Raw genomic sequence first — 17,240 nt, forward strand, 5'->3', positions numbered from 1 at the left:
GGACGCACCATGCGAGCGGTGGCAGCGGGAGGCCAACCCGATAGGCTAGGCGCGGGCGGAACCTGTGTGCACGCTGTGCCTATCGCGCACGCGTTGGGGCCTGCGGAGCGGACACGTCGAGGACAGGCGGGGATACATGCTGGAGGGGAACGCGGAACGCAGCGTCGAGGCGACCCTCGGCCACCTGCGGACCATGGACGGGCCGGTCCCGGCGCAGCCGCCGACCGCCCCGTTGAACCTGGAAGACCTCTACCGGCAGCACCGGATGCGGCTCGTGCGGCTCGCCATCCTGCTGGTCGACGAGCCGGCCACGGCCGAGGACGTCGTGCAGGAGGCGTTCACCGGGCTGCACCGCAACTGGGGCAGGCTGCGCGACGCCGCCGCGGCGGTCGGCTACCTGCGCACCGCGGTGGTCAACGGCTCGCGCAGCGTGCTGCGGCGGCGCAAGACCGCCCGCGAGTACGTGCCCCCGCACGCGGTGAACGCCCGGTCCGCGGAAAGCCTCGCGATGCTCTCCAGCGAGCACCAGGCCGTGGTCAACGCGCTGTCGAAGCTTCCGCCGCGCCAGCGCGAGGTGCTCGTGCTGCGCTACTACGGCGGGCTGAGCGAAGCGGAGATTTCGGAAGCCGCGGGCATTTCGAAGGGCACCGTGAAGTCAACCGCCAGCCGAGCGCTTGAGGCGTTGCAGAAGGCAATGCAGCCGCCCCAGTGACCTGGGCGGACCAATCTCGCGCTGGTCGGCCCTCTCTGGTCCAGACCAATATATGCTGGACCGCGTGAAGCACCCCGGAGACTTCGTCATCACGGGCGGCCGCGTCGTGGCCCCGGACCGCGTACTCGACGACGGCTGGCTCGCCGTGTCCGGCGGACAGATCGCCGCGGTAGGCACCGGCACGCCCCCGAGCAGCCCGGATGCCGCGACGGTCGACGTCGCCGGCGCGCTGGTCGTCCCCGGTTTCGTGGACACCCACTGCCACGGCGGCGGCGGTGCGTCGTTCTCGACGCTCGACCCGGACGAGATCCGCACCGCGGTCCGCGCGCACCGGCGGCACGGCACCACGACCATGCTCGCGAGCCTGGTCTCCGACCCGATCGACCTGCTCACCGAGCAGATCGCCGCGCTGCGCGAACTCGTGCAGGAGGGCGACCTCGCGGGCATCCACCTCGAAGGGCCGTTCATCTCGCGCGCCCGCTGCGGCGCGCACGATCCGGACACTCTGCGCGAACCGGACACCGGCACCGTCGAGAAGCTGCTGCGCGCCGGCCACGGCTCCATTCGGATGGTCACGCTCGCGCCGGAGCTGAACGGCGGCGTCAAGGCGGTCCGGCAGCTCGCGGAGTCGGGCGTGATCGCCGCGATCGGGCACACCGACGGGGTCGCCGACCAGCTGGTTCCGGCCATCGACGCCGGCGCGACAGTCGCCACCCACCTGTTCAACGGCATGCGCCCGCTGCACCACCGCGAGCCGGGCCCGGTCGGCGTGCTGCTCGACGACGAGCGCGTGACCGTCGAGCTGATCTGCGACCTGGTCCACCTGCACCCGACCGTCGTGCGGCTGGCCGCACAGCACGCGGGCCGCGGCCGGACGGTGCTGATCACCGACGCGATGTCGGCCACCGACGCCGCCGACGGCCGCTACACCCTCGGCAGGCTGGCGGTCGACGTCCACGACGGCGTCGCCACCCTGGACAACGGTTCGCTCGCCGGAAGCACGCTGACCATGGACAACGCCTTCCGCAACCTGGTGAAGGGTGCGAAACTCGACGTACTGGACGCCGTCCGGGCGACGTCGGCGCGACCGGCCGAACTGCTCGGCATCGCCGACCGCACCGGCGCACTGCGCCCCGGCCTCGCCGCGGACGCGGTGATCCTGGACGACGACCTGCGCCCGTCCCGGGTACTGCACCGGGGCGAATGGGTGGCCGAGGCGGGCCGGGCTACCTTGAGTACGTGACGAGCTAGCACTTCGACAGGCGGACGGAGCGGATGAGCGAGCCGAAAGACCCGGAACGGTTACTGGCCGACGCGCTGCGTGCGCAAGCCGTCTTCGCTCCGCACGTCGCGGCGAACCCGGTCGAAGAGCAGGCCGGGACCGGCGCACAGGGCGCGGTCCAGCCCGGCGCTTCCGGCACGGGCTCGTTCAGCGCGGCTGGCGGCCCTGGCATCTCCGGCCCTGGTACTGCCGGAACCGGCTCGTTCAACGCGGCCGGCGGCCCTGGCATCTCCGGCCCTGGCACTGCCGGAACCGGCTCGTTCAACGCCGCTCCGGCTTCCGGCACCGGATCGTTCGGCGCCTCGGCCCAGACCGGCGCGCCGTCGCAGACCGGCCCGACCACCGAACTTCCGCCCAACTACGGGCTGTTGTCCGGCGCGGGCGCGGACTCGCTCGCCCGCGAACGCGCCGCCCTCGACGCGGCCGACTACACCTCGCCCGGCACGACCGGCTCGATCCCGCCGGTCGGGGCCAGCGACGCGACCGTCCGCCGTCCCGCGCAGGCGGCGCAGAGCGGCCCCCTGCCCGCACACTGGGTGCTGCTGCTGGCCGTACTGCTGGGGCTGGCCGCCGGGTCCGTCATCGGCCTGCTGACGCTGATCTGAGGCCCGAAACCGCCCTCGCTTGCCCGGACGGCCACCGCGGGAGGGCACTCCCGGGCCGAGTTCTTAACCCCGATCCCACACCGATGACCTGCGATTCCTTGCCCGATGAGGCCACCGTGAGTCACCCTGTACCGTTTTCGGTGTGATTCTCGCCCAGAACACAGTGACCACCATGTCCCTGCTGCCGTCGTGGCTGGACCCGCAGCATCTGCTGAACGGGCTGACGGCGCCCGTGATCGCCGTGCTGTGCTTGATCATCTTCATCGAGAGCAGCATCTTCCCGGTGCTGCCCGGCGACTCGCTGCTCTTCACCGCGGGCCTGTTCATCGCGAACGGCACGCTGAAGGCGCCGCTGTGGCTGGTGTGCGTGCTGGTCACGGTCGCCGCGCTGCTGGGCAACGTCGTGGGGTACTACCTCGGCTACTTCGTCGGGCCGAAGCTGTTCAGCAGGCCGGATTCGAAGTTCTTCAAACAGGAGTACGTCGACAAGACGCACAGCTTCCTGGAGAAGCACGGTCCGAAGGCGGTCGTGCTGGCCCGGTTCGTGCCGTTCGTGCGGACGTTCATCACCTGGATCGCCGGCATCGGCCGGATGGACCCGAAGCGCTACTTCACGTACACGGTCCTCGGCGGCATCCTGTGGGCCGCGGGCATCACCGTGCTGGGGTCGCTGCTGGGCAATATCGGCTTCATCCGGGACAACGTCGACGCGATCTTCGTCCTCATCGTGCTGGTGTCGGTGGTGCCGATCGCCATCGAGTACCTGAAGAGCCGCCGCGAGAAGAAGGCCCGCCCGGCCGACGATTCCGGCGACGTCACGCAGCAGATCCCGCGCGTGCGCGACTGAGTTTTCTTGGCTGACCGAAGCGGCGTCCGGACTTTCCGGACGCCGCTTCGATCGTTTCCGGGGTCAGTCGGTCATCGAGAACATCGAGCCCGGGTTGAAGAGGTTCTCCGGGTCGAGGGCCTGTTTGATCTGCCGGTGCACGCGGATCCCGACCGGGCCGATCTCGCGGGCGAGCCATTCGCGCTTGATCTTGCCGACGCCGTGCTCGCCGGTCACCGTGCCGCCGAGCGACAGGCCGACCTCGAGGATCTCGTCGAACGCCTGCTGGGCGCGCGCGAACTCGTCCTCGGAATCGGGCGCGTACACGATGGTCGGGTGCATGTTGCCGTCCCCGGCGTGGCCGACGACGGCGATCTTGAGCCCGACCTTCTCGCTGATCCGCTCGCAGCCGCGGATCAGCTCGGCGATCCGGGTGCGCGGCACGCTGACGTCGTCGGTGAGCCACACGCCGTAGGTCTCCAGCGCGGTCAGCACGACGCGGCGGGCCTGCAGCAGCATCTTGCCCTCTTCGAGGTCGTCCGTGGCGTAGACGAGGTCCGCGCCGCAGTCGGTGCAGATCTGTTCGAGCAACGCCAGCTCGCGCCGAGCCGCCTCGCCACCGGCGTCGGACTGGCCGAGCAGCAGCGCCTGACAGTCCGAGCCCGCACCGAGGTCGGTGTTGAGGTAGGTCTCGGACGCCTTGATCGACGCCGCGTCCATGATCTCCAGCAGCGACGGCACCAGCCCCTCGCGCACCGCCCGCGCGACCGCCTCGCCGGCCGCCTCGGTGGTGTTGAATCCGGCGACAAAAGTGGCCGGGGCCTGCGGAAGCGGCCGCAGCGAGACGGTCGCCTGGGTGATGACGCCGAGCGTGCCCTCGCTGCCGATGAACAGCTTAGTGAGGTCGTATCCCGCGACGCCCTTCACCGTGCGGCGGCCGGTTTTCAGCAGCGATCCGTCGGCGAGCACGACTTCGAGGCCGAGCACCGAATCGGTGGTCACGCCGTATTTCACGCAGCAGAGGCCGCCAGCGTTGGTGGAGAGGTTTCCGCCGATGGTGCACCAGTCGTAGCTGGAGGGGTCGGGCGGATAGAACAGGCCGTGCTTCTCGACCGCGGACCGGAAGTCGAGGTTCACGACACCCGGCTGCACGACGGCGAGCCGGTTGCCCGCGTCGACCTCGACGATCTCGTTCAGCTTCGTCAGCGAAAGCACGACACAGCCGTCGATCGCGTTGGCCGCGCCGGAAAGCCCGCTGCCCGCCCCGCGCGGCACGATGGGGACTCTCGCTTCGGCACAGGCACGGACCGTCGCCTGCACTCCCGCGGTGTCCGCCGGAAGCACTACCGCCAGCGGTTTTCCCGAGGGAGCGAGCGGCATCATGTCGCGCGCGTAGGCGTCGGTGACGTCAGCGTCGGTGAGCACCGCGGCCGGGCCGAGGTCGTCCCGAAGCCGCTGGAGGAGGGCGTCGTTGCTCATTCCCGCATGGTAAACCGGGATGTTCGCAGTGCGGAATATTAATTCCGATATTAGCTGGTCCGCTGGGCGCGCAGGACGGTGTCGCGGGTGTGCCCCGTGCCCGGCGGCGCCGGAGACACCCGCGGCCGACTCTCGTTGACCAGGACCGTCCACTCGTCGCCGAGCGCCCGCGCGATGTCGTCGGGCTGGCAGTAGCCGGAATGCTCCGGCCCCAGGTCGCGCGGGTCGTGACTGCCGAAGAGGAAGGTCCCGCCGGGTGCGACCGCGTCGAGCAGCTTCCGCACCACCCCGTCGTCGGGCCGGAGCGGGAAATACTGCACGCTGACCAGGTCGAACGCCCTCGCCGGAACCGGACTCGCGGCCAGATCCGAACACACCCAAGCGATCCCGGCGTTAGCGGCGGCCGCCCGCTGCAAGGCGGTGCGCGAGATGTCGAGCGCCGTCACCTGCCAGCCACGCGCGGCCAACCACCGCGCATCGCCGCCTTCGCCGCACCCGACGTCCAACGCCTGCCCCGGCGGCAGCCCCTCGACCTCGGTGACGAGCACGCCGTTGGGCTCACCGCTGAAGACCTGCTCACGGCTGCGGTAGAGGTCTTCCCAGAACTGTGCGTCTTGTGGTGCTTCGGGTTTTCCGGACGGAGCCATTTTCGTTGCCACCTCCGCCGTTCACGATTCCGCTGACCGCGCCGGACGGCAAGGTTCTTTGCCGGAACCGCAAATCAGCCTTGAAGATTCTCCAGGTCCGCCAGCAGGCCGGGGTGTTTCGGCGCCCAGCCGAGCGCTTGCTGGGTGTGCGCGCTGGAGGAGGGCTGATCGGTCGCGAAAATGGGACCGAGCGGCCCGTAAGTCTCCTCCGGCACCGATTCGACCGGGAGCCCCAGCCGCCGTCCGATCACCGCCGCGATGTCAGCGACCTGAACGCCTTCGTCGGCGACCGCGTGCCAGGCCGTACCGGGCTCCGCGTTCTCCAACGCGAGCCGGAAGAGAACCGCCGCATCAAGCGCGTGCACCGCCGGCCACCGCTGGGTGCCGTCGCCCGGATAACCGGACACGCCCGTTTGCCGGGCGATGGTGGTCAACAGACCGGCAAACCCGCCCTCGCCGTTGTTGTGGACCGTGCGCGGAAGCCGGACCGCGGACGTCCGGACCCCACGATCCGCGTACCCCAGCACCTCGGCGACCGTGCGCCCCCTCCCGCCGACGGGCCCGTCAGTCGAAACCGGGTCAACCTCGGTCGACGCGCGACCCGGCGCATACGGCGTTCCGGAAACCGTGACCAACGGCCGGTCGCTTCCGACGAGCGCCTCAGCCTGCACCTTGAGCGCCGCCGTTTCCTCGGCGACCGCGTTCGCGAGGGCTTCGTCGCTGCTGAACGCATTGGCGAAGGCGAGGTGAACCACCCCGTCGGCCTTGGCCACGGCCTCGCGGATGACGTCCAAGTCAGCCAGCGCACCCCGCACCGGCTCGGCACCGGCCTTTTCGGCCGCCGCGGCGGAGACTTCCGACCGAGCGAGCGCGAGGACGGAGTGGCCGTTGCCCAGCAGTTCGGCGACGACAGCGGAGCCGATCAAACCGGTCGCTCCGGTGACGAACACGCGCATGGATTTCTCCCTCACAGCGATGAGACCTTTGTCCCGTCACACGCTACCAAGGTGACGGGACAAAGGTCTCATCACATAGGATGGTTTTTATGGCCCGATGGGAACCCGGAGCGCGCGAACGGCTGGTCGTGGCGGCTGTCGACCTGTTCGCCGAACAGGGCTACGACGCCACGACGGTCGCGCAGATCGCTGAGCGCGCCGGCGTCACCAAGAGCACGTTCTTCCGGCATTTCCCGGACAAGCGGGAACTGCTGGTGGCCGGGCAGGAAACGCTGAGCCGGCTGCTCGCGGAGGGAATCGCCGACGCACCCGCCGACTCCAGCCCACTGGAAGCAGTCGCAGGAGGCCTGCGCCGCGCCGCGACCGCGATGGGCCCGATGAACCGGGAGCTCGCCCCTCGGCTGAAGGCCGCCGTCGCGGCAAGTACGGAACTCCAGGAGCGGGACGCGCTGAAGAGCGTCGGCCTCGCCGCGGCGATGACGGCCGCGCTGACCGCCCGAGGCCTGCCCGACGCGACTGCGGCGCTCGCCAGCGAGCTGGGGGTGCTGGCTTTCAAGCGGGGTTATTTCGAGTGGTCGGAGAGCGACCGCGGGGATGCCGCTGATCCGGCGGAGTATTTGGTGGCCGCGCTGGCGGAGCTTCGCGCGGCCAGCGCTTCGCTGGGCTGACCGGCGGAGCCGATCCTGCCCGCCCGCGTGCGGCTTGGGCCGGACGGCATCCGCTCCCAGACAAGCGACTCCCTCTCGCCAGTGAGGAATTTCGCGCAGCGAGCACCTCAATGGGCTTTTCTCACTAGCGCACGGGGGGGTCTCGCCCCCACCGAGGGGTTTTCCGCTAGCGCACGGAAGGTGAACCAACGGCCCGCCCCTGGCTCCGCACCGCCCGCCTGTGGGCCCGGCCCGACGGACCGGAGGTCTGTCAGAGAGACTGGGGGCCAGTGCCCGCCCTCTCGACCTGGAGACTTTGATGCTGCAAGGGACCGTCCGTTGGTTCGACGCCGAACGGGGTTTCGGCTTCCTCGCGCCCGAGGACGGCTCGCCGGACGTGTTCGTGCACGCCTCCGAGATCGTCGGGGACGGCAGCGCGAAAGTGCTCCGCGAGGGTCAGGCCGTCGTGTTCGAGGTCGGCGAGAACGACCGCGGGCCTCAGGCGCTGCGCGTTCGCGTCACCGCCGATGCGGCCACCGGCAGCGCCGTGGGCCTGCTCGGCACCGTCAACTGGTACGAGCCGGGCAAGGGGTACGGCTTCGCGTCGCCGGACGGCGGCGGCGCCGACATCTTCGTGCACAGCTCCGCCATCGTGACTGGCGGCGTGGTCACCGAGGGGCAGCGGGTGGCCTTCCTGATCGTCGAAGGCGAGCGCGGCCCGCAGGCCGGGCACGTGATCCCGCTGGGAGCAGGGGCCGGCTCACCCGCTGCGGCTGGTATCGCGGACGGTGCCGACGGCACGGTGGCCTGGTACGACGAGGACAAGGGCTTCGGCTTCATCAACCCCGACTCCGGCGCCGGGGACGTCTTCGTTCACGCCCGGGCCCTGGCCGAGGGGCTGACGTGGCTCGCGGAGGGCGACCGCGTCGCCTACGAGGTGGCTAGTGGAGACAAGGGCCCGCAGGCCCGCGACGTGCAACTGGTCCGGGGTGCTGAGCCCCAGACGGCGCCGCAGCGGTCGGCACCTGCCGCGGCCGCAGGGCCGGCGGCGCGGGACGCGCCCGTACGAGGCGGCGAGGGCGTCGTCGCGCGCTACGACGACGACCGCGGCTTCGGCTTCATCACCCCGGACGCAGGCGGCGACGATCTCTTCGCCCACGCGTCCGTGATCATGGGGTCGGAGCCGCTGCAGAAGGGCGACCGGGTCCGGTACGCGGTGCGTCAGAGCGACCGGGGCCCGCAGGCCGACCGCGTCGAACGCCTCTGAAGAGTCGGCCCCACCGATGGCTGATCACTTCCCGACGAGAGTGCTCGTTCATCCCCGTCGATGATGCCGCCGGCAACGCGGGCTGCAGCCTCCTCCAGGAGATCGATCTCCCTCGTGGTGACGGGGGCCCCGTGCCGACCCGAGGACCTGCTCCGCGCTCAGAAACTCACCAGTCACCCCACCCAACGACACAGAGCTACCGATGTATCCCAAACGAGTGAATGGATGCGTTAGACCTGGTCGCAGAGCTCGATCTTGATGAGCCGGCGGACGTTGATCACGGTGCGGGCCAGCGTGAGTAGCGCCAGCGTGGTGCGTTCGGTCCGGTCGTAGCGCAGCCCGAGGCGTTTGAACCGCAGCAGCCAGGAGATGGTGCGTTCGACAACCCAGCGGTCCCGGCCGAGGCGGGACTTGCCCTCAATTCCGCGCCGGGCGATACGGACCTTGATACCGCGGCGGGTCAGGTAGCGGCGGCAGCGGCGGTAGTCGTAGCCCTTGTCGGCGTGCAGCTTGTCCGGTCGGCATCGTGGCCGGCCCGCCCGGCCGTGGTGGCCGCGCACGGTCGGGTTCGTGTACAGCAGCGGCTCGAACAGTATGCTGTCGTGGGTGTTTGCCGCCGACAACATGATGTGCGGCGGTAGCCCGTTCGCGTCGCACAGAACGTGGTACTTGGAGCCAGCTTTACCCCCGGTCAGTGGGGCTGCGGCCGGTCAGCTCGCCCCCCTTTTTCGACCGCACCGACACCGCGTCGATGCAGCCTCTGGTCCAGTCGAGCTCGTCGATGTTGGACAGCTCGTCGAGCACGAGCTGGTGCAGCCGGTCCCACACGCCGGCATCCTGCCACTCACGTAACCGCCGCCACGCGGTGTGCCCGGAACCGCATCCGAGCTGCTCGGGTAGGTCTCGCCAGCGGCAGCCGGTGTCGAGCACGAACAAGATCCCCTCTAGCGCGGCACGGTCATCGATCCGGGGCCGCCCACCCGGACCGCGCGCCGCTGGTCGGGACGGGATCAGGGGTTCGATCAGCTCCCAGAGCCGGTCTTCGACCCGTCGCTGCTGCGTCGTCTTCGCCACGACTGCCCACGATCGACGACCAGGACCGGCAGGCTACGCAGTGACACACCCTTAAGTTTTGAGACCAGGTCTTAGTCCGGGCGAGATCCGCGCCCAGACCAGCGACCGCCGCTGAACCGGGAGCGCTCGCCGTCGAGCGGAGTCATTCCGTGTGGCCGGAAAGCAACTACTGATCCGGCGGAGCACCTCGCGACTGTGCCCGAAGAACTTCGAGCGGCAAGCGCTTCACTGAGCTGCACAAGCGGGATCCGAGCAGCGCCAAAGGTTTCCGCTCGCCTCAGCGCCCGTTCCCGCATCTCGAGCAGGACGGCACCCGCACTCGTCAAGCATCGACGGATTGCTGCCCGCCCAGAAGCGTTTTCCAGGCCCGCCAACCGAAACCGCAGTTCTCCAGACTCAGGGGGGATTGCTTCGGGTGGCCGGACGGGCTGGCCGCGCCGGAGCAGGTTCACCGAATCCACGAATGCCGCGCGAGCAACCGCTCCCGCGCCTCCGTGGACCGGATGGCGGCGGGTCCGCGTTCGCCGAGTGTCAGCGGAGGCCGCTCTGAGGAATTTTTCTTGCCCAGCAAGTAGAATCCTCCGCTGGCACGCTGGCACGCTGGCACGCTGGCACGCTGGCACGCGGAACCCGCGCCGACCGTCGGGCAGGCGGCTCTTGTTCGCCTGCCCGACGGGCCGGAGTCACGACGACATCGCGGGCTCCTCCGGTCGAGTTGCCTGTGGGCGGTTTCGACGGCGTCCCAACAGGAAGTACGCCTGCAGTGCCGTGTACACGAGGATCGCGGCACCCACCCACGCGCTCGTGTGCAGCGCCGTCACGAAGGACTCGCGGGCGGTGCTCAGCAACTCCGCACCTTCGGCGGCGGGCATGCCATGCGCGGTGGCTACCGCACCGCCCAAGGTGTCGTGGGCCGCGGCGGGCGTGGTGGCGGGCAGGCCTGACTGGTAGACCGCCGTGGCGAGGCTGCCCAGCAGGGCGGTGCCCAGTGCGCCGCCCAGTTCGTAGCCCGTTTCCGAGATCGCCGACGCGGCGCCGGCGCGGTTGACCGGGGCGGCGGAGATCACGAGGTCGTTCGTCAGGGTTTCCGACAGCGCCACCCCGCCGCCGACCAGGACGAACGCGACCACGACCGCGGCCAATCCGGCTTCGGCGCCGATCGTCGTCAGGACCAGGAAGCCGGCCGCGCCCAGCAGCAGGCCCAGGCTGACCAGGACCGGCACCCGGACTCGGCGGGCGAGCCAGGCTGCCGCCAGGGCGCCGACGACACCGGCGACCGTCGCGGGCAGCATCCACAAGGCCGCGACCAGCGGGGTCAGGCCGAGCACCAGCTGCAGGTACTGCGGCAGCAGGAACAGCAGCCCGACCAGGGCGAACACGCCCAGCAGGTTCGTGATCACCGAACCGGCGAACTTGCGGTTGGCGAACAGGCCGAGGTCCAGCATCGGCTGGTCAAGCCGCCGCTGCCGGCGCACGAACGCGGTGCCCAGCGCGAGCCCGGCGATCATCGCGAACCCGGCCGGCCAGGTGAGGCCCTCCGTCGCGGCGATCTTCACGCCGTAGACGACCGGCAGCATCGTGCCCAGCGACAGCAGCGCCGACCACGGGTCGAACCGGCCCGGATTCGGATCGCGGAATTCCGGCAGCAGCAACGGGCCCGCGACGAGCAGCAGCACCATCACCGGGACGTTGATCAGGAAGACCGAACCCCACCAGAAGTGCTCGAGCAGCCAGCCGCCGACGACCGGGCCGACCGCCATCCCGCCGGAGAACGCCGCACTCCAGATCGCGACCGCGGTGCGCCGCGTGCGGTCCTCAGTGAAGATGCTGCGGATCAGCGACAGCGTGGACGGCATCAGCGTCGCGCCGCCGACGCCCAGCAGCGCCCGCGCGACGATCAGCATCAGCGGCGACGTGGCGAACGCCGCCAGCACCGAGGCCGCGCCGAACGCCGCACCGCCGATGAGCAGCAGCCGCCGCCTGCCGATCCGGTCGCCCAGCGTCCCCATGAAGACCAGCAATCCGGCCAGGACGAACGAGTAGACGTCGACGATCCACAGCTGTTCCGCGCCCGTGGGCGCGAGATCCTCGCTGAGATAGGGCAGGGCGAAGCCCAGGACTGTCGTATCCACGCTGATCAAGAGGACCGGCAGCACCAGCACTGCCAAAGCCCACCACTGGCCTCCGCGCCGCACCATGGCGCACTCTTCCTTTCTTATACCGTCCAGACGGTACAGTTTCGTTCCTGAGGTAGAAGGTAAACCGTCTGGACGGTATAGTCAAGGCGATGGCTAAACCTTCAGCACGTGAACGCATCCTCGGTTCGTACGAGGTCATCCTCGCCGACCGCGGCCCGGCCGAGATCACGCTCGACGCCGTCGCGGCGCACGCCGGGGTGTCCAAGGGCGGCCTGCTCTACCACTTCGGCTCGAAGGACGCCCTGCGCGACGGCCTGCTCGAACGCCTGGAGCGGCTGACCGACGACGACCTCGAACGCGCGCGCACCGCACCGGAGGGCGTGGTCCGCTACTACCTGCGCTCGGCGATCACCGACGTCACGAGCGACCTCGCGCTGCACCGCACGACGATGGCCGCGATCCGGCTGGTGCTCAACGACCCGACCGCGGCGGAGGTGTCGCGGCGCTGCACCGAGCGCACCCGCGAGCTGATGCTGGAGCACGTCGAGGACCGGCTGACGGCGGAGCTGGTGATGCTGGTCGGCGAAGGCCTCTACATGCGCGCGGCGCTGGGCGAAGAGGCGACGGAAAGCCTGCTGGCGCAGATCGACGAAATCGCCGACCGAATCGAGGCCGGAGCCCCTGCCAAGGCGACAATCGCGGCGGGACACCGGAAAAACTGACACGCGACGGCAAGCAGCTCGACCAAACCGGGCGGCCGCGCCGGGTCAGCTCCGAAAAACACCACGGCCGGGCACCTAGCCGCACCCGACTTCACGTCCGTGAGGGGAATCCTGAGGGACTCTGATTCCCTCAGGATTCCCCTCACGACCCGAAGGCGCGCAAGCACACCCAGCCGAGAACCTCAGCGAGCCAAGCCGTAAACCCGCTCGATCTCCACAGTCAGCACCAGCCGCTGATCCGCCACCATCGCCGCCCGGTACTCCGCCCAGTCCGGATGCTCGCCCGCGACCTTGCGATACAGCGCGATCAACGCCTCCACCGCCTCGTCATCCGGAGCCGCGGCGACCGGCGACAGCACCGCCCGCCCCTCCGCCACGGCGTACGACCAGCCATTCGACGACGCCACGTGGTAACTCACCCGCGGATCCCGCCGCATGTTCTTCGTCTTCGCGCGCGTGTCCGTGATCGACACCTGCAGCTGGCGGGCGTCGCGGTCGAAGTAATGCGTCACCGTCGACAGCTGGGGACGGCCGTCTCGCTTCAGGGTCGCCAGGACCCCCTGCTTGCCCGCCGCGATGAGGTCGTAGAGCGCTGTGTCGTCAGTCATACCCCTACAAGGCCCCGCGAGAAGGATCTGTTCCCGCCCCGAAACCACGGGTGACCAGCGGCGTCCGCATACCGGGAGAAAACGGACGTTACCTCTCCGGTTGAAATCTGCTTGCATGCGGCAACTAAAGTGTCCTGTGACACAACCAGGGGTCGGCCGCTTGCGAAATACGCCGTACGGGCACACTCTTGCTTAAGGCAACTAGTTGCAGTCGCCAACCAATGGTTTGCTCCACCCCAAGGAAGACCCACATGGCACCTCAGAACTCCGCCGTCAGGCCCGAGGCCGACCTCGACCTTGCCGACCAGCTCGGACACGAGCTGGTCCGGTTCATGCGCTTGATCACCAAGGCGAAGTCCCAGGTCGCCAAGCATGGTCCGGACGGGATCGAAAGGGCCGCGTACGCGATCCTCTTCTGCCTCGTCCACGAAGGCCCGCAACGCACCAGCAAGCTGGCCGAGTTCCTGCACTCGGAGATCTCCACGATCAGCAGGCAGTCCAGCTCGCTCGTGCAGCACGGGCTCGTCGAACGGCAGGCCGACCCCGAGGACGGCCGCGCCTGCTTGCTCGCCCCGACCGCCGAAGGCCTTCGCGTCTTCGACGAAAACCGCAAGCACCGCGCCCGGTGGTTGGCCGAAGTACTCGGCGACTGGAGCCAGGAGGAGCGCGAGACGCTCAACGAGCTTCTCGCGCGGCTCAACACAGGTATCGAAAAGAACAATCCGTCGCTGTCCGAAATCACGGCGGCGGGACAGGCCAAGGGGGCCTCGAACGCATGACGTCCACCGTTGAAAAACAACCTCAGTCGCGAGGGGGAGCGCCCGCTGACGACAGCGAGAGCGGTCCGCGGCTGACTCACCGCCAAATCGTCACGATCATCAGCGGCCTGATGTGCGGCATGTTCCTCGCCGCGCTCGACCAGACGATCGTGGGCACCTCGATCGTCCGGATCGCCAACGACCTGCACGGCTTCGACCTGCAGGCGTGGGCGACCACGGCGTACCTGATCACGTCGACGATCGCCACGCCGATCTACGGCAAGCTTTCCGACATCTACGGCCGCAAGCCGTTCTACCTCGCCGCGATCGCGATCTTCGTCGTCGGTTCGGCGGCGGCGTCGGCTTCGACGACGATGTACGAACTGGCCGCGTTCCGCGCGGTGCAGGGTCTCGGCGCCGGCGGTCTGATGTCGTTGGCCATGACGATCATCGGCGACGTGGTCCCGCCGCGGGAACGCCCGCGCTACCAGGGCTACTTCCTCGCCGTGTTCGGCATCTCGACGGTGCTCGGCCCGGTGCTCGGCGGCTTCTTCGCCGGCTTCGACACCCTCGGCGGCCTGCACGGCTGGCGCTGGGTCTTCCTGATCAACGTGCCGATCGGCATCGTCGCGCTGTTCGTCGTCGCGAAGGTGCTGAACGTTCCGCACAACCGCCACGACCACAAGATCGACTGGTGGGGCGCGCTCACCATGGTCATCGCCGTGGTGCCGTTCCTGATCGTCGCCGAACAGGGCCAGAAGTGGGGCTGGGGCGACCAGAAGTCGATCTGGATGTACATCATCGGCGGCGTCGGCGTCGTGTTGTTCATCGTCGTCGAGAAGCTGATGAAGGACGCCGCGCTGATTCCGTTGCGGCTGTTCAAGAACTCGACCTTCACCGTCGCCATCATCGGCGGCGTGATCGTCGGTGTGGCGATGTTCGGCGCGATCACGATGATCCCGCAGTACCTGCAGGTCGTGCAGGGTTACTCGCCGACCGAATCGGGTCTGCTGATGCTGCCGCTGATGGTCGGCATCATGTCCGCCTCGATCATCTCCGGCCGGATCACCTCGAAGACCGGGCGCTACAAGATCTTCCCGGTCGTCGGCACGATCCTGATCGCGGCGGGCGCGTTCTTCTTCGCGCTGGTCAAGTACGACACTCCGATCTGGCACCCGCTGGTGGCCGCGCTGATCATCGGCCTCGGCCTCGGCCAGTGCATGCAGACGCTGATCATCGCGGTGCAGAACGCGGGCCCGCGCAAGGACATGGGCGTGTCGACCGCGTCGGCCACGTTCTTCCGCCAGATCGGCGGTACCGCCGGTGTCGCGGTGTTCCTGACGATTCTGTTCAACGTGCTGCCGGGCAACATCACCAAGGCGTTCGGCGGCCACCTGCCTCCGGGCGGGGGCACCAACCTCGGCGACCTGTCGAGCAACACGAGCGTCATCCAGACGCTGCCGGAAGCGGTGCGCACGCCGATCCTGATCGGCTTCACCGAGTCCATCACCACGGTGTTCTGGGTCGCCGGCGGCGTCGCGCTGCTGGCCACGCTGGTGCTGCTGTTCATGAAGGAGATCCCGCTGGCGGGCATGAACCCGGCCGCGGCCGCGGTCGAAGGCGGCGAGGCGCTGCTGGAAGACCTGGACGAGCCGGTCCCGGCCGCGCAGGACGACACCGCTGAGCTGAAGACGGGTTCGCTGTTCGAGGAGGCCCCGAAGCAGGAGCCGGTGCTCGTCGGAGCAGGCGGCAAGCACGCACTGACCAACGGCCACGGCGACGCGCAGGCGGTGGCCGACGCCCGGCCGATGCCGATCACCAACTCGCTGGCCGACGCCGAATTCGGCACGGCAACCGGTTCGGGCGGCGTCCCGGTCACCGGCCACGTGCGCCGCCAGGACGGCAGCCACGTGAGCGCGGCCGCGCTGACCCTGATCGACCAGCAGGGCCGTCAGGTGGCGCGGGCGACCGGCAACGGCGACGGCAGCTACTCGATCCCGACCCAGGGTCCGGGAACGTACGTGCTGATCGTGTCCGCTCCCGGGCACCAGCCGCAGGCCTCCAGCGTGGTGGTCGGCGGGCACCCGGCGAACCTCGACGTCACGCTCACCGGGTCCGGCGAGCTGACCGGCGTGGTCCGTTCGATCGGCACCGCGACCCCGCTGGCCAACGCGACGGTCACGCTGACCGACTCGCGCGGCGAGGTCAACGGCGCGTTCATCACGACCGAGGACGGCGTCTACACCTTCAGCGGCGTCGGCGCCGGGCAGTACACGCTGGTCGCGAGCGGCCCGCACTACCGCCCGGTCGCGGTCACGCTGACGGTTCCGGACAGCGGTGTGCTGCGCCACGACGTCGAACTCGCCGGCGCGGTGCTGCTCCAGGGCGTCGCGCGCACCGAGGGCGACCGGATCGTGCCGGACGCGCGGATCACCGTGCTCGACGCGAACGGCAACGTCGCAGCGGTGGCCCGCACCGACAGCGAGGGCCGGTACGTGGTCAGCGACCTGCCGATCGGCTCGTACACGGTCGTGGCGAGCGGTTACCCGCCCGCCACCAGCCAGGTGACGCTGAACGACGGCGAGGCCCAGCACGACGTGCGGCTGAGCTACGACCAGGCGCTCGACGAGCTGGTCGACCGGTCATGAGCGGGGGCCTGCGCGCACAGCTGCGCTCGAACGGCGGCTGGCCGGTCGAGAACGCGGTGCTCACGGTCACCGACTTGAACGGTCGCCAGGTCGCGCGGCAGGTCACGGACGCGAAGGGGGCAGTGGTCACTGACCCGCTGCCCCCGGGCGTCTACACCGCCGTGATCACCGCGCCGGGGTACACGCCGCTGGCCCGCACCGTGCAGATCGGCTCCGACGGGGCCGGGCTGCTCGGCGACATCGCGCTCGTGCCGGTTTCCGGCGCGGTCGAGCTGCCGCCGGAGGGTCCGTGGACGATCGACCCGATGCACTCGTCGGTGGTCGCCACCGCGCGGCACATGGGCATCGCGAGCATCAAGGTGCGGTTCCCGGACGTGGCCGGGCGGATCGACGTCGCCCGCCCGGTGGAGCGGTCGACGGTGCACGCCGAGATCAAGGCGGGCAGCATCGAAAGCGGCATCAAGATGCGGGACGACCACCTGCGTTCGGCCGAATTCCTCGACGTCGACGCGTATCCGCTCATCACGTTCGAAAGCGCCGGGCTTTCCCAGCTCGGCACGGACAACTGGGCGCTGCGCGGAGTGCTGACCCTGCACGGCGAACGCCGCGACGTCACGCTCGACCTGCGCTACACCGGGCACGGCCCGGACCCGTGGGGCGGCGTGCGCGCCGCGTTCCACGCCGAAACGCAATTGCACCGCAACGATTTCGCGATCAACTACAGCGCGATGGTGCGGGCGGGCGTGGCCGCGATCGGCACGACCGTCAAGGTGGAGCTGGACATCGAGGCGGTGCAGGGCGAGTCCCTGCCGCAGTTCTAGAGAAAACCGCGACAGGCCGCCCGGGAACTGTTCCGGGCGGCCTGTTCGTT

The 17,240-nt window shown here is 69.5% G+C and carries 16 protein-coding genes; 10 read left to right on the forward strand and 6 right to left on the reverse strand.

Features of this window, described 5'->3' with window-relative positions; genetic code table 11:
- Window positions 1-136: 136 nt before the first annotated feature.
- The 4 genes from ABD156_RS04065 to ABD156_RS04080 all read left to right on the forward strand — a co-directional run bounded on the left by ABD156_RS04065 (window position 137) and on the right by ABD156_RS04080 (window position 3,446).
- Window positions 137-712 carry a SigE family RNA polymerase sigma factor gene (locus ABD156_RS04065; RefSeq protein WP_051172562.1) on the forward strand — a complete coding sequence of 192 codons (576 nt, stop codon included), beginning with the start codon at window positions 137-139 and terminating at the stop codon, window positions 710-712.
- A 52-nt stretch (window positions 713-764) separates the two neighbouring features.
- The gene (gene nagA / locus ABD156_RS04070; protein ID WP_344266539.1) at window positions 765-1,955 is read left to right on the forward strand and encodes an N-acetylglucosamine-6-phosphate deacetylase; all 1,191 of its coding nucleotides are present in this window, start codon (window positions 765-767) and stop codon (window positions 1,953-1,955) included.
- A gap of 32 nt (window positions 1,956-1,987) precedes the next feature.
- Window positions 1,988-2,599, forward strand: a complete 612-nt coding sequence (locus tag ABD156_RS04075; RefSeq protein WP_344266542.1) for a hypothetical protein — start codon at window positions 1,988-1,990, stop codon at window positions 2,597-2,599.
- Between the two features lie 142 nt (window positions 2,600-2,741).
- Complete coding sequence (locus ABD156_RS04080) at window positions 2,742-3,446, forward strand: DedA family protein (protein ID WP_344266545.1); 705 nt, start codon at window positions 2,742-2,744, stop codon at window positions 3,444-3,446.
- Window positions 3,447-3,509: 63 nt separating this feature from the next.
- On the opposite strand, the gene ABD156_RS04085 is transcribed toward ABD156_RS04080, so the two are convergent.
- The 3 genes from ABD156_RS04085 to ABD156_RS04095 all read right to left on the reverse strand — a co-directional run bounded on the left by ABD156_RS04085 (window position 3,510) and on the right by ABD156_RS04095 (window position 6,507).
- Window positions 3,510-4,904: an FAD-binding oxidoreductase gene (locus tag ABD156_RS04085; RefSeq protein WP_182892825.1), complete on the reverse strand. Its 1,395-nt coding sequence runs from the start codon at window positions 4,902-4,904 to the stop codon at window positions 3,510-3,512.
- 50 nt (window positions 4,905-4,954) lie between these two features.
- Window positions 4,955-5,551 carry a class I SAM-dependent methyltransferase gene (locus ABD156_RS04090; RefSeq protein WP_344266551.1) on the reverse strand — a complete coding sequence of 199 codons (597 nt, stop codon included), beginning with the start codon at window positions 5,549-5,551 and terminating at the stop codon, window positions 4,955-4,957.
- 74 nt (window positions 5,552-5,625) lie between these two features.
- Complete coding sequence (locus ABD156_RS04095; RefSeq protein WP_344266553.1) at window positions 5,626-6,507, reverse strand: SDR family oxidoreductase; 882 nt, start codon at window positions 6,505-6,507, stop codon at window positions 5,626-5,628.
- A gap of 89 nt (window positions 6,508-6,596) precedes the next feature.
- Here ABD156_RS04095 and ABD156_RS04100 point away from each other — a divergent pair, with 89 nt between their 5' ends.
- Together ABD156_RS04100 and ABD156_RS04110 are read left to right on the forward strand one after the other, a co-directional pair.
- Window positions 6,597-7,175 (forward strand): TetR/AcrR family transcriptional regulator, encoded by a 579-nt coding sequence (locus ABD156_RS04100; RefSeq protein WP_344266555.1) that lies wholly within the window; start codon window positions 6,597-6,599, stop codon window positions 7,173-7,175.
- Window positions 7,176-7,473: 298 nt separating this feature from the next.
- Window positions 7,474-8,421, forward strand: coding sequence for a cold-shock protein (locus ABD156_RS04110; protein WP_425546099.1), 948 nt, complete (start codon window positions 7,474-7,476; stop codon window positions 8,419-8,421).
- Window positions 8,422-8,651: 230 nt separating this feature from the next.
- Here ABD156_RS04110 and ABD156_RS04115 read toward each other — a convergent pair.
- A protein-coding gene (locus tag ABD156_RS04115; RefSeq protein ID WP_344266558.1) for an IS5 family transposase occupies window positions 8,652-9,495 on the reverse strand; the annotation gives its coding sequence in 2 pieces (ribosomal slippage) (window positions 8,652-9,107 and window positions 9,109-9,495; 843 coding nt in all).
- Between the two features lie 683 nt (window positions 9,496-10,178).
- Entirely contained in the window at window positions 10,179-11,693 is a 1,515-nt protein-coding gene (locus tag ABD156_RS04120; RefSeq protein ID WP_344266560.1) for an MFS transporter, read from the reverse strand.
- Between the two features lie 89 nt (window positions 11,694-11,782).
- On the opposite strand from ABD156_RS04120, the gene ABD156_RS04125 reads away from it, so the two are divergent.
- Window positions 11,783-12,355: a TetR/AcrR family transcriptional regulator gene (locus tag ABD156_RS04125; RefSeq protein ID WP_344266562.1), complete on the forward strand. Its 573-nt coding sequence runs from the start codon at window positions 11,783-11,785 to the stop codon at window positions 12,353-12,355.
- A 182-nt stretch (window positions 12,356-12,537) separates the two neighbouring features.
- On the opposite strand, the gene ABD156_RS04130 is transcribed toward ABD156_RS04125, so the two are convergent.
- On the reverse strand, window positions 12,538-12,963 hold the full coding sequence (locus ABD156_RS04130) for a PPOX class F420-dependent oxidoreductase (RefSeq protein WP_344266564.1): 426 nt from the start codon (window positions 12,961-12,963) through the stop codon (window positions 12,538-12,540).
- Window positions 12,964-13,214: 251 nt separating this feature from the next.
- Here ABD156_RS04130 and ABD156_RS04135 point away from each other — a divergent pair, with 251 nt between their 5' ends.
- Genes ABD156_RS04135 through ABD156_RS04145 form a run of 3 tightly spaced genes read left to right on the forward strand, consistent with a single transcriptional unit; the run spans window position 13,215 to window position 17,190 of the window.
- Complete coding sequence (locus tag ABD156_RS04135) at window positions 13,215-13,742, forward strand: MarR family winged helix-turn-helix transcriptional regulator (protein WP_344266566.1); 528 nt, start codon at window positions 13,215-13,217, stop codon at window positions 13,740-13,742.
- Window positions 13,739-16,369: an MFS transporter gene (locus ABD156_RS04140; protein ID WP_344266569.1), complete on the forward strand. Its 2,631-nt coding sequence runs from the start codon at window positions 13,739-13,741 to the stop codon at window positions 16,367-16,369. Before ABD156_RS04135 ends, ABD156_RS04140 begins: the two co-directional genes overlap by 4 nt.
- Window positions 16,366-17,190: a YceI family protein gene (locus ABD156_RS04145; RefSeq protein WP_344266571.1), complete on the forward strand. Its 825-nt coding sequence runs from the start codon at window positions 16,366-16,368 to the stop codon at window positions 17,188-17,190. The genes ABD156_RS04140 and ABD156_RS04145 overlap by 4 nt, the downstream gene beginning before the upstream one ends.
- Window positions 17,191-17,240 lie beyond the last annotated feature (50 nt).

Origin of the sequence: Amycolatopsis albidoflavus (genome assembly GCF_039525725.1) — a bacterium.
GTDB classification, from domain to species: Bacteria; Actinomycetota; Actinomycetes; order Mycobacteriales; family Pseudonocardiaceae; genus Amycolatopsis; species Amycolatopsis albidoflava.

Bases quoted from the DNA above. Each gene is read 5' to 3' on its own strand.
- ABD156_RS04125 (WP_344266562.1), top strand. From the start codon at position 11,783: ATGGCTAAACCTTCAGCACGTGAACGCATCCTCGGTTCGTACGAGGTC.
- nagA (WP_344266539.1), top strand. From the start codon at position 765: ATGCTGGACCGCGTGAAGCACCCCGGAGACTTCGTCATCACGGGCGGC.
- ABD156_RS04130 (WP_344266564.1), bottom strand. From the start codon at position 12,963: ATGACTGACGACACAGCGCTCTACGACCTCATCGCGGCGGGCAAGCAG.
- ABD156_RS04065 (WP_051172562.1), top strand. From the start codon at position 137: ATGCTGGAGGGGAACGCGGAACGCAGCGTCGAGGCGACCCTCGGCCAC.
- ABD156_RS04085 (WP_182892825.1), bottom strand. From the start codon at position 4,904: ATGAGCAACGACGCCCTCCTCCAGCGGCTTCGGGACGACCTCGGCCCG.
- ABD156_RS04075 (WP_344266542.1), top strand. From the start codon at position 1,988: ATGAGCGAGCCGAAAGACCCGGAACGGTTACTGGCCGACGCGCTGCGT.
- ABD156_RS04145 (WP_344266571.1), top strand. From the start codon at position 16,366: ATGAGCGGGGGCCTGCGCGCACAGCTGCGCTCGAACGGCGGCTGGCCG.
- ABD156_RS04100 (WP_344266555.1), top strand. From the start codon at position 6,597: ATGGCCCGATGGGAACCCGGAGCGCGCGAACGGCTGGTCGTGGCGGCT.
- ABD156_RS04110 (WP_425546099.1), top strand. From the start codon at position 7,474: ATGCTGCAAGGGACCGTCCGTTGGTTCGACGCCGAACGGGGTTTCGGC.
- ABD156_RS04090 (WP_344266551.1), bottom strand. From the start codon at position 5,551: ATGGCTCCGTCCGGAAAACCCGAAGCACCACAAGACGCACAGTTCTGG.
- ABD156_RS04095 (WP_344266553.1), bottom strand. From the start codon at position 6,507: ATGCGCGTGTTCGTCACCGGAGCGACCGGTTTGATCGGCTCCGCTGTC.
- ABD156_RS04140 (WP_344266569.1), top strand. From the start codon at position 13,739: ATGACGTCCACCGTTGAAAAACAACCTCAGTCGCGAGGGGGAGCGCCC.
- ABD156_RS04120 (WP_344266560.1), bottom strand. From the start codon at position 11,693: ATGGTGCGGCGCGGAGGCCAGTGGTGGGCTTTGGCAGTGCTGGTGCTG.
- ABD156_RS04135 (WP_344266566.1), top strand. From the start codon at position 13,215: ATGGCACCTCAGAACTCCGCCGTCAGGCCCGAGGCCGACCTCGACCTT.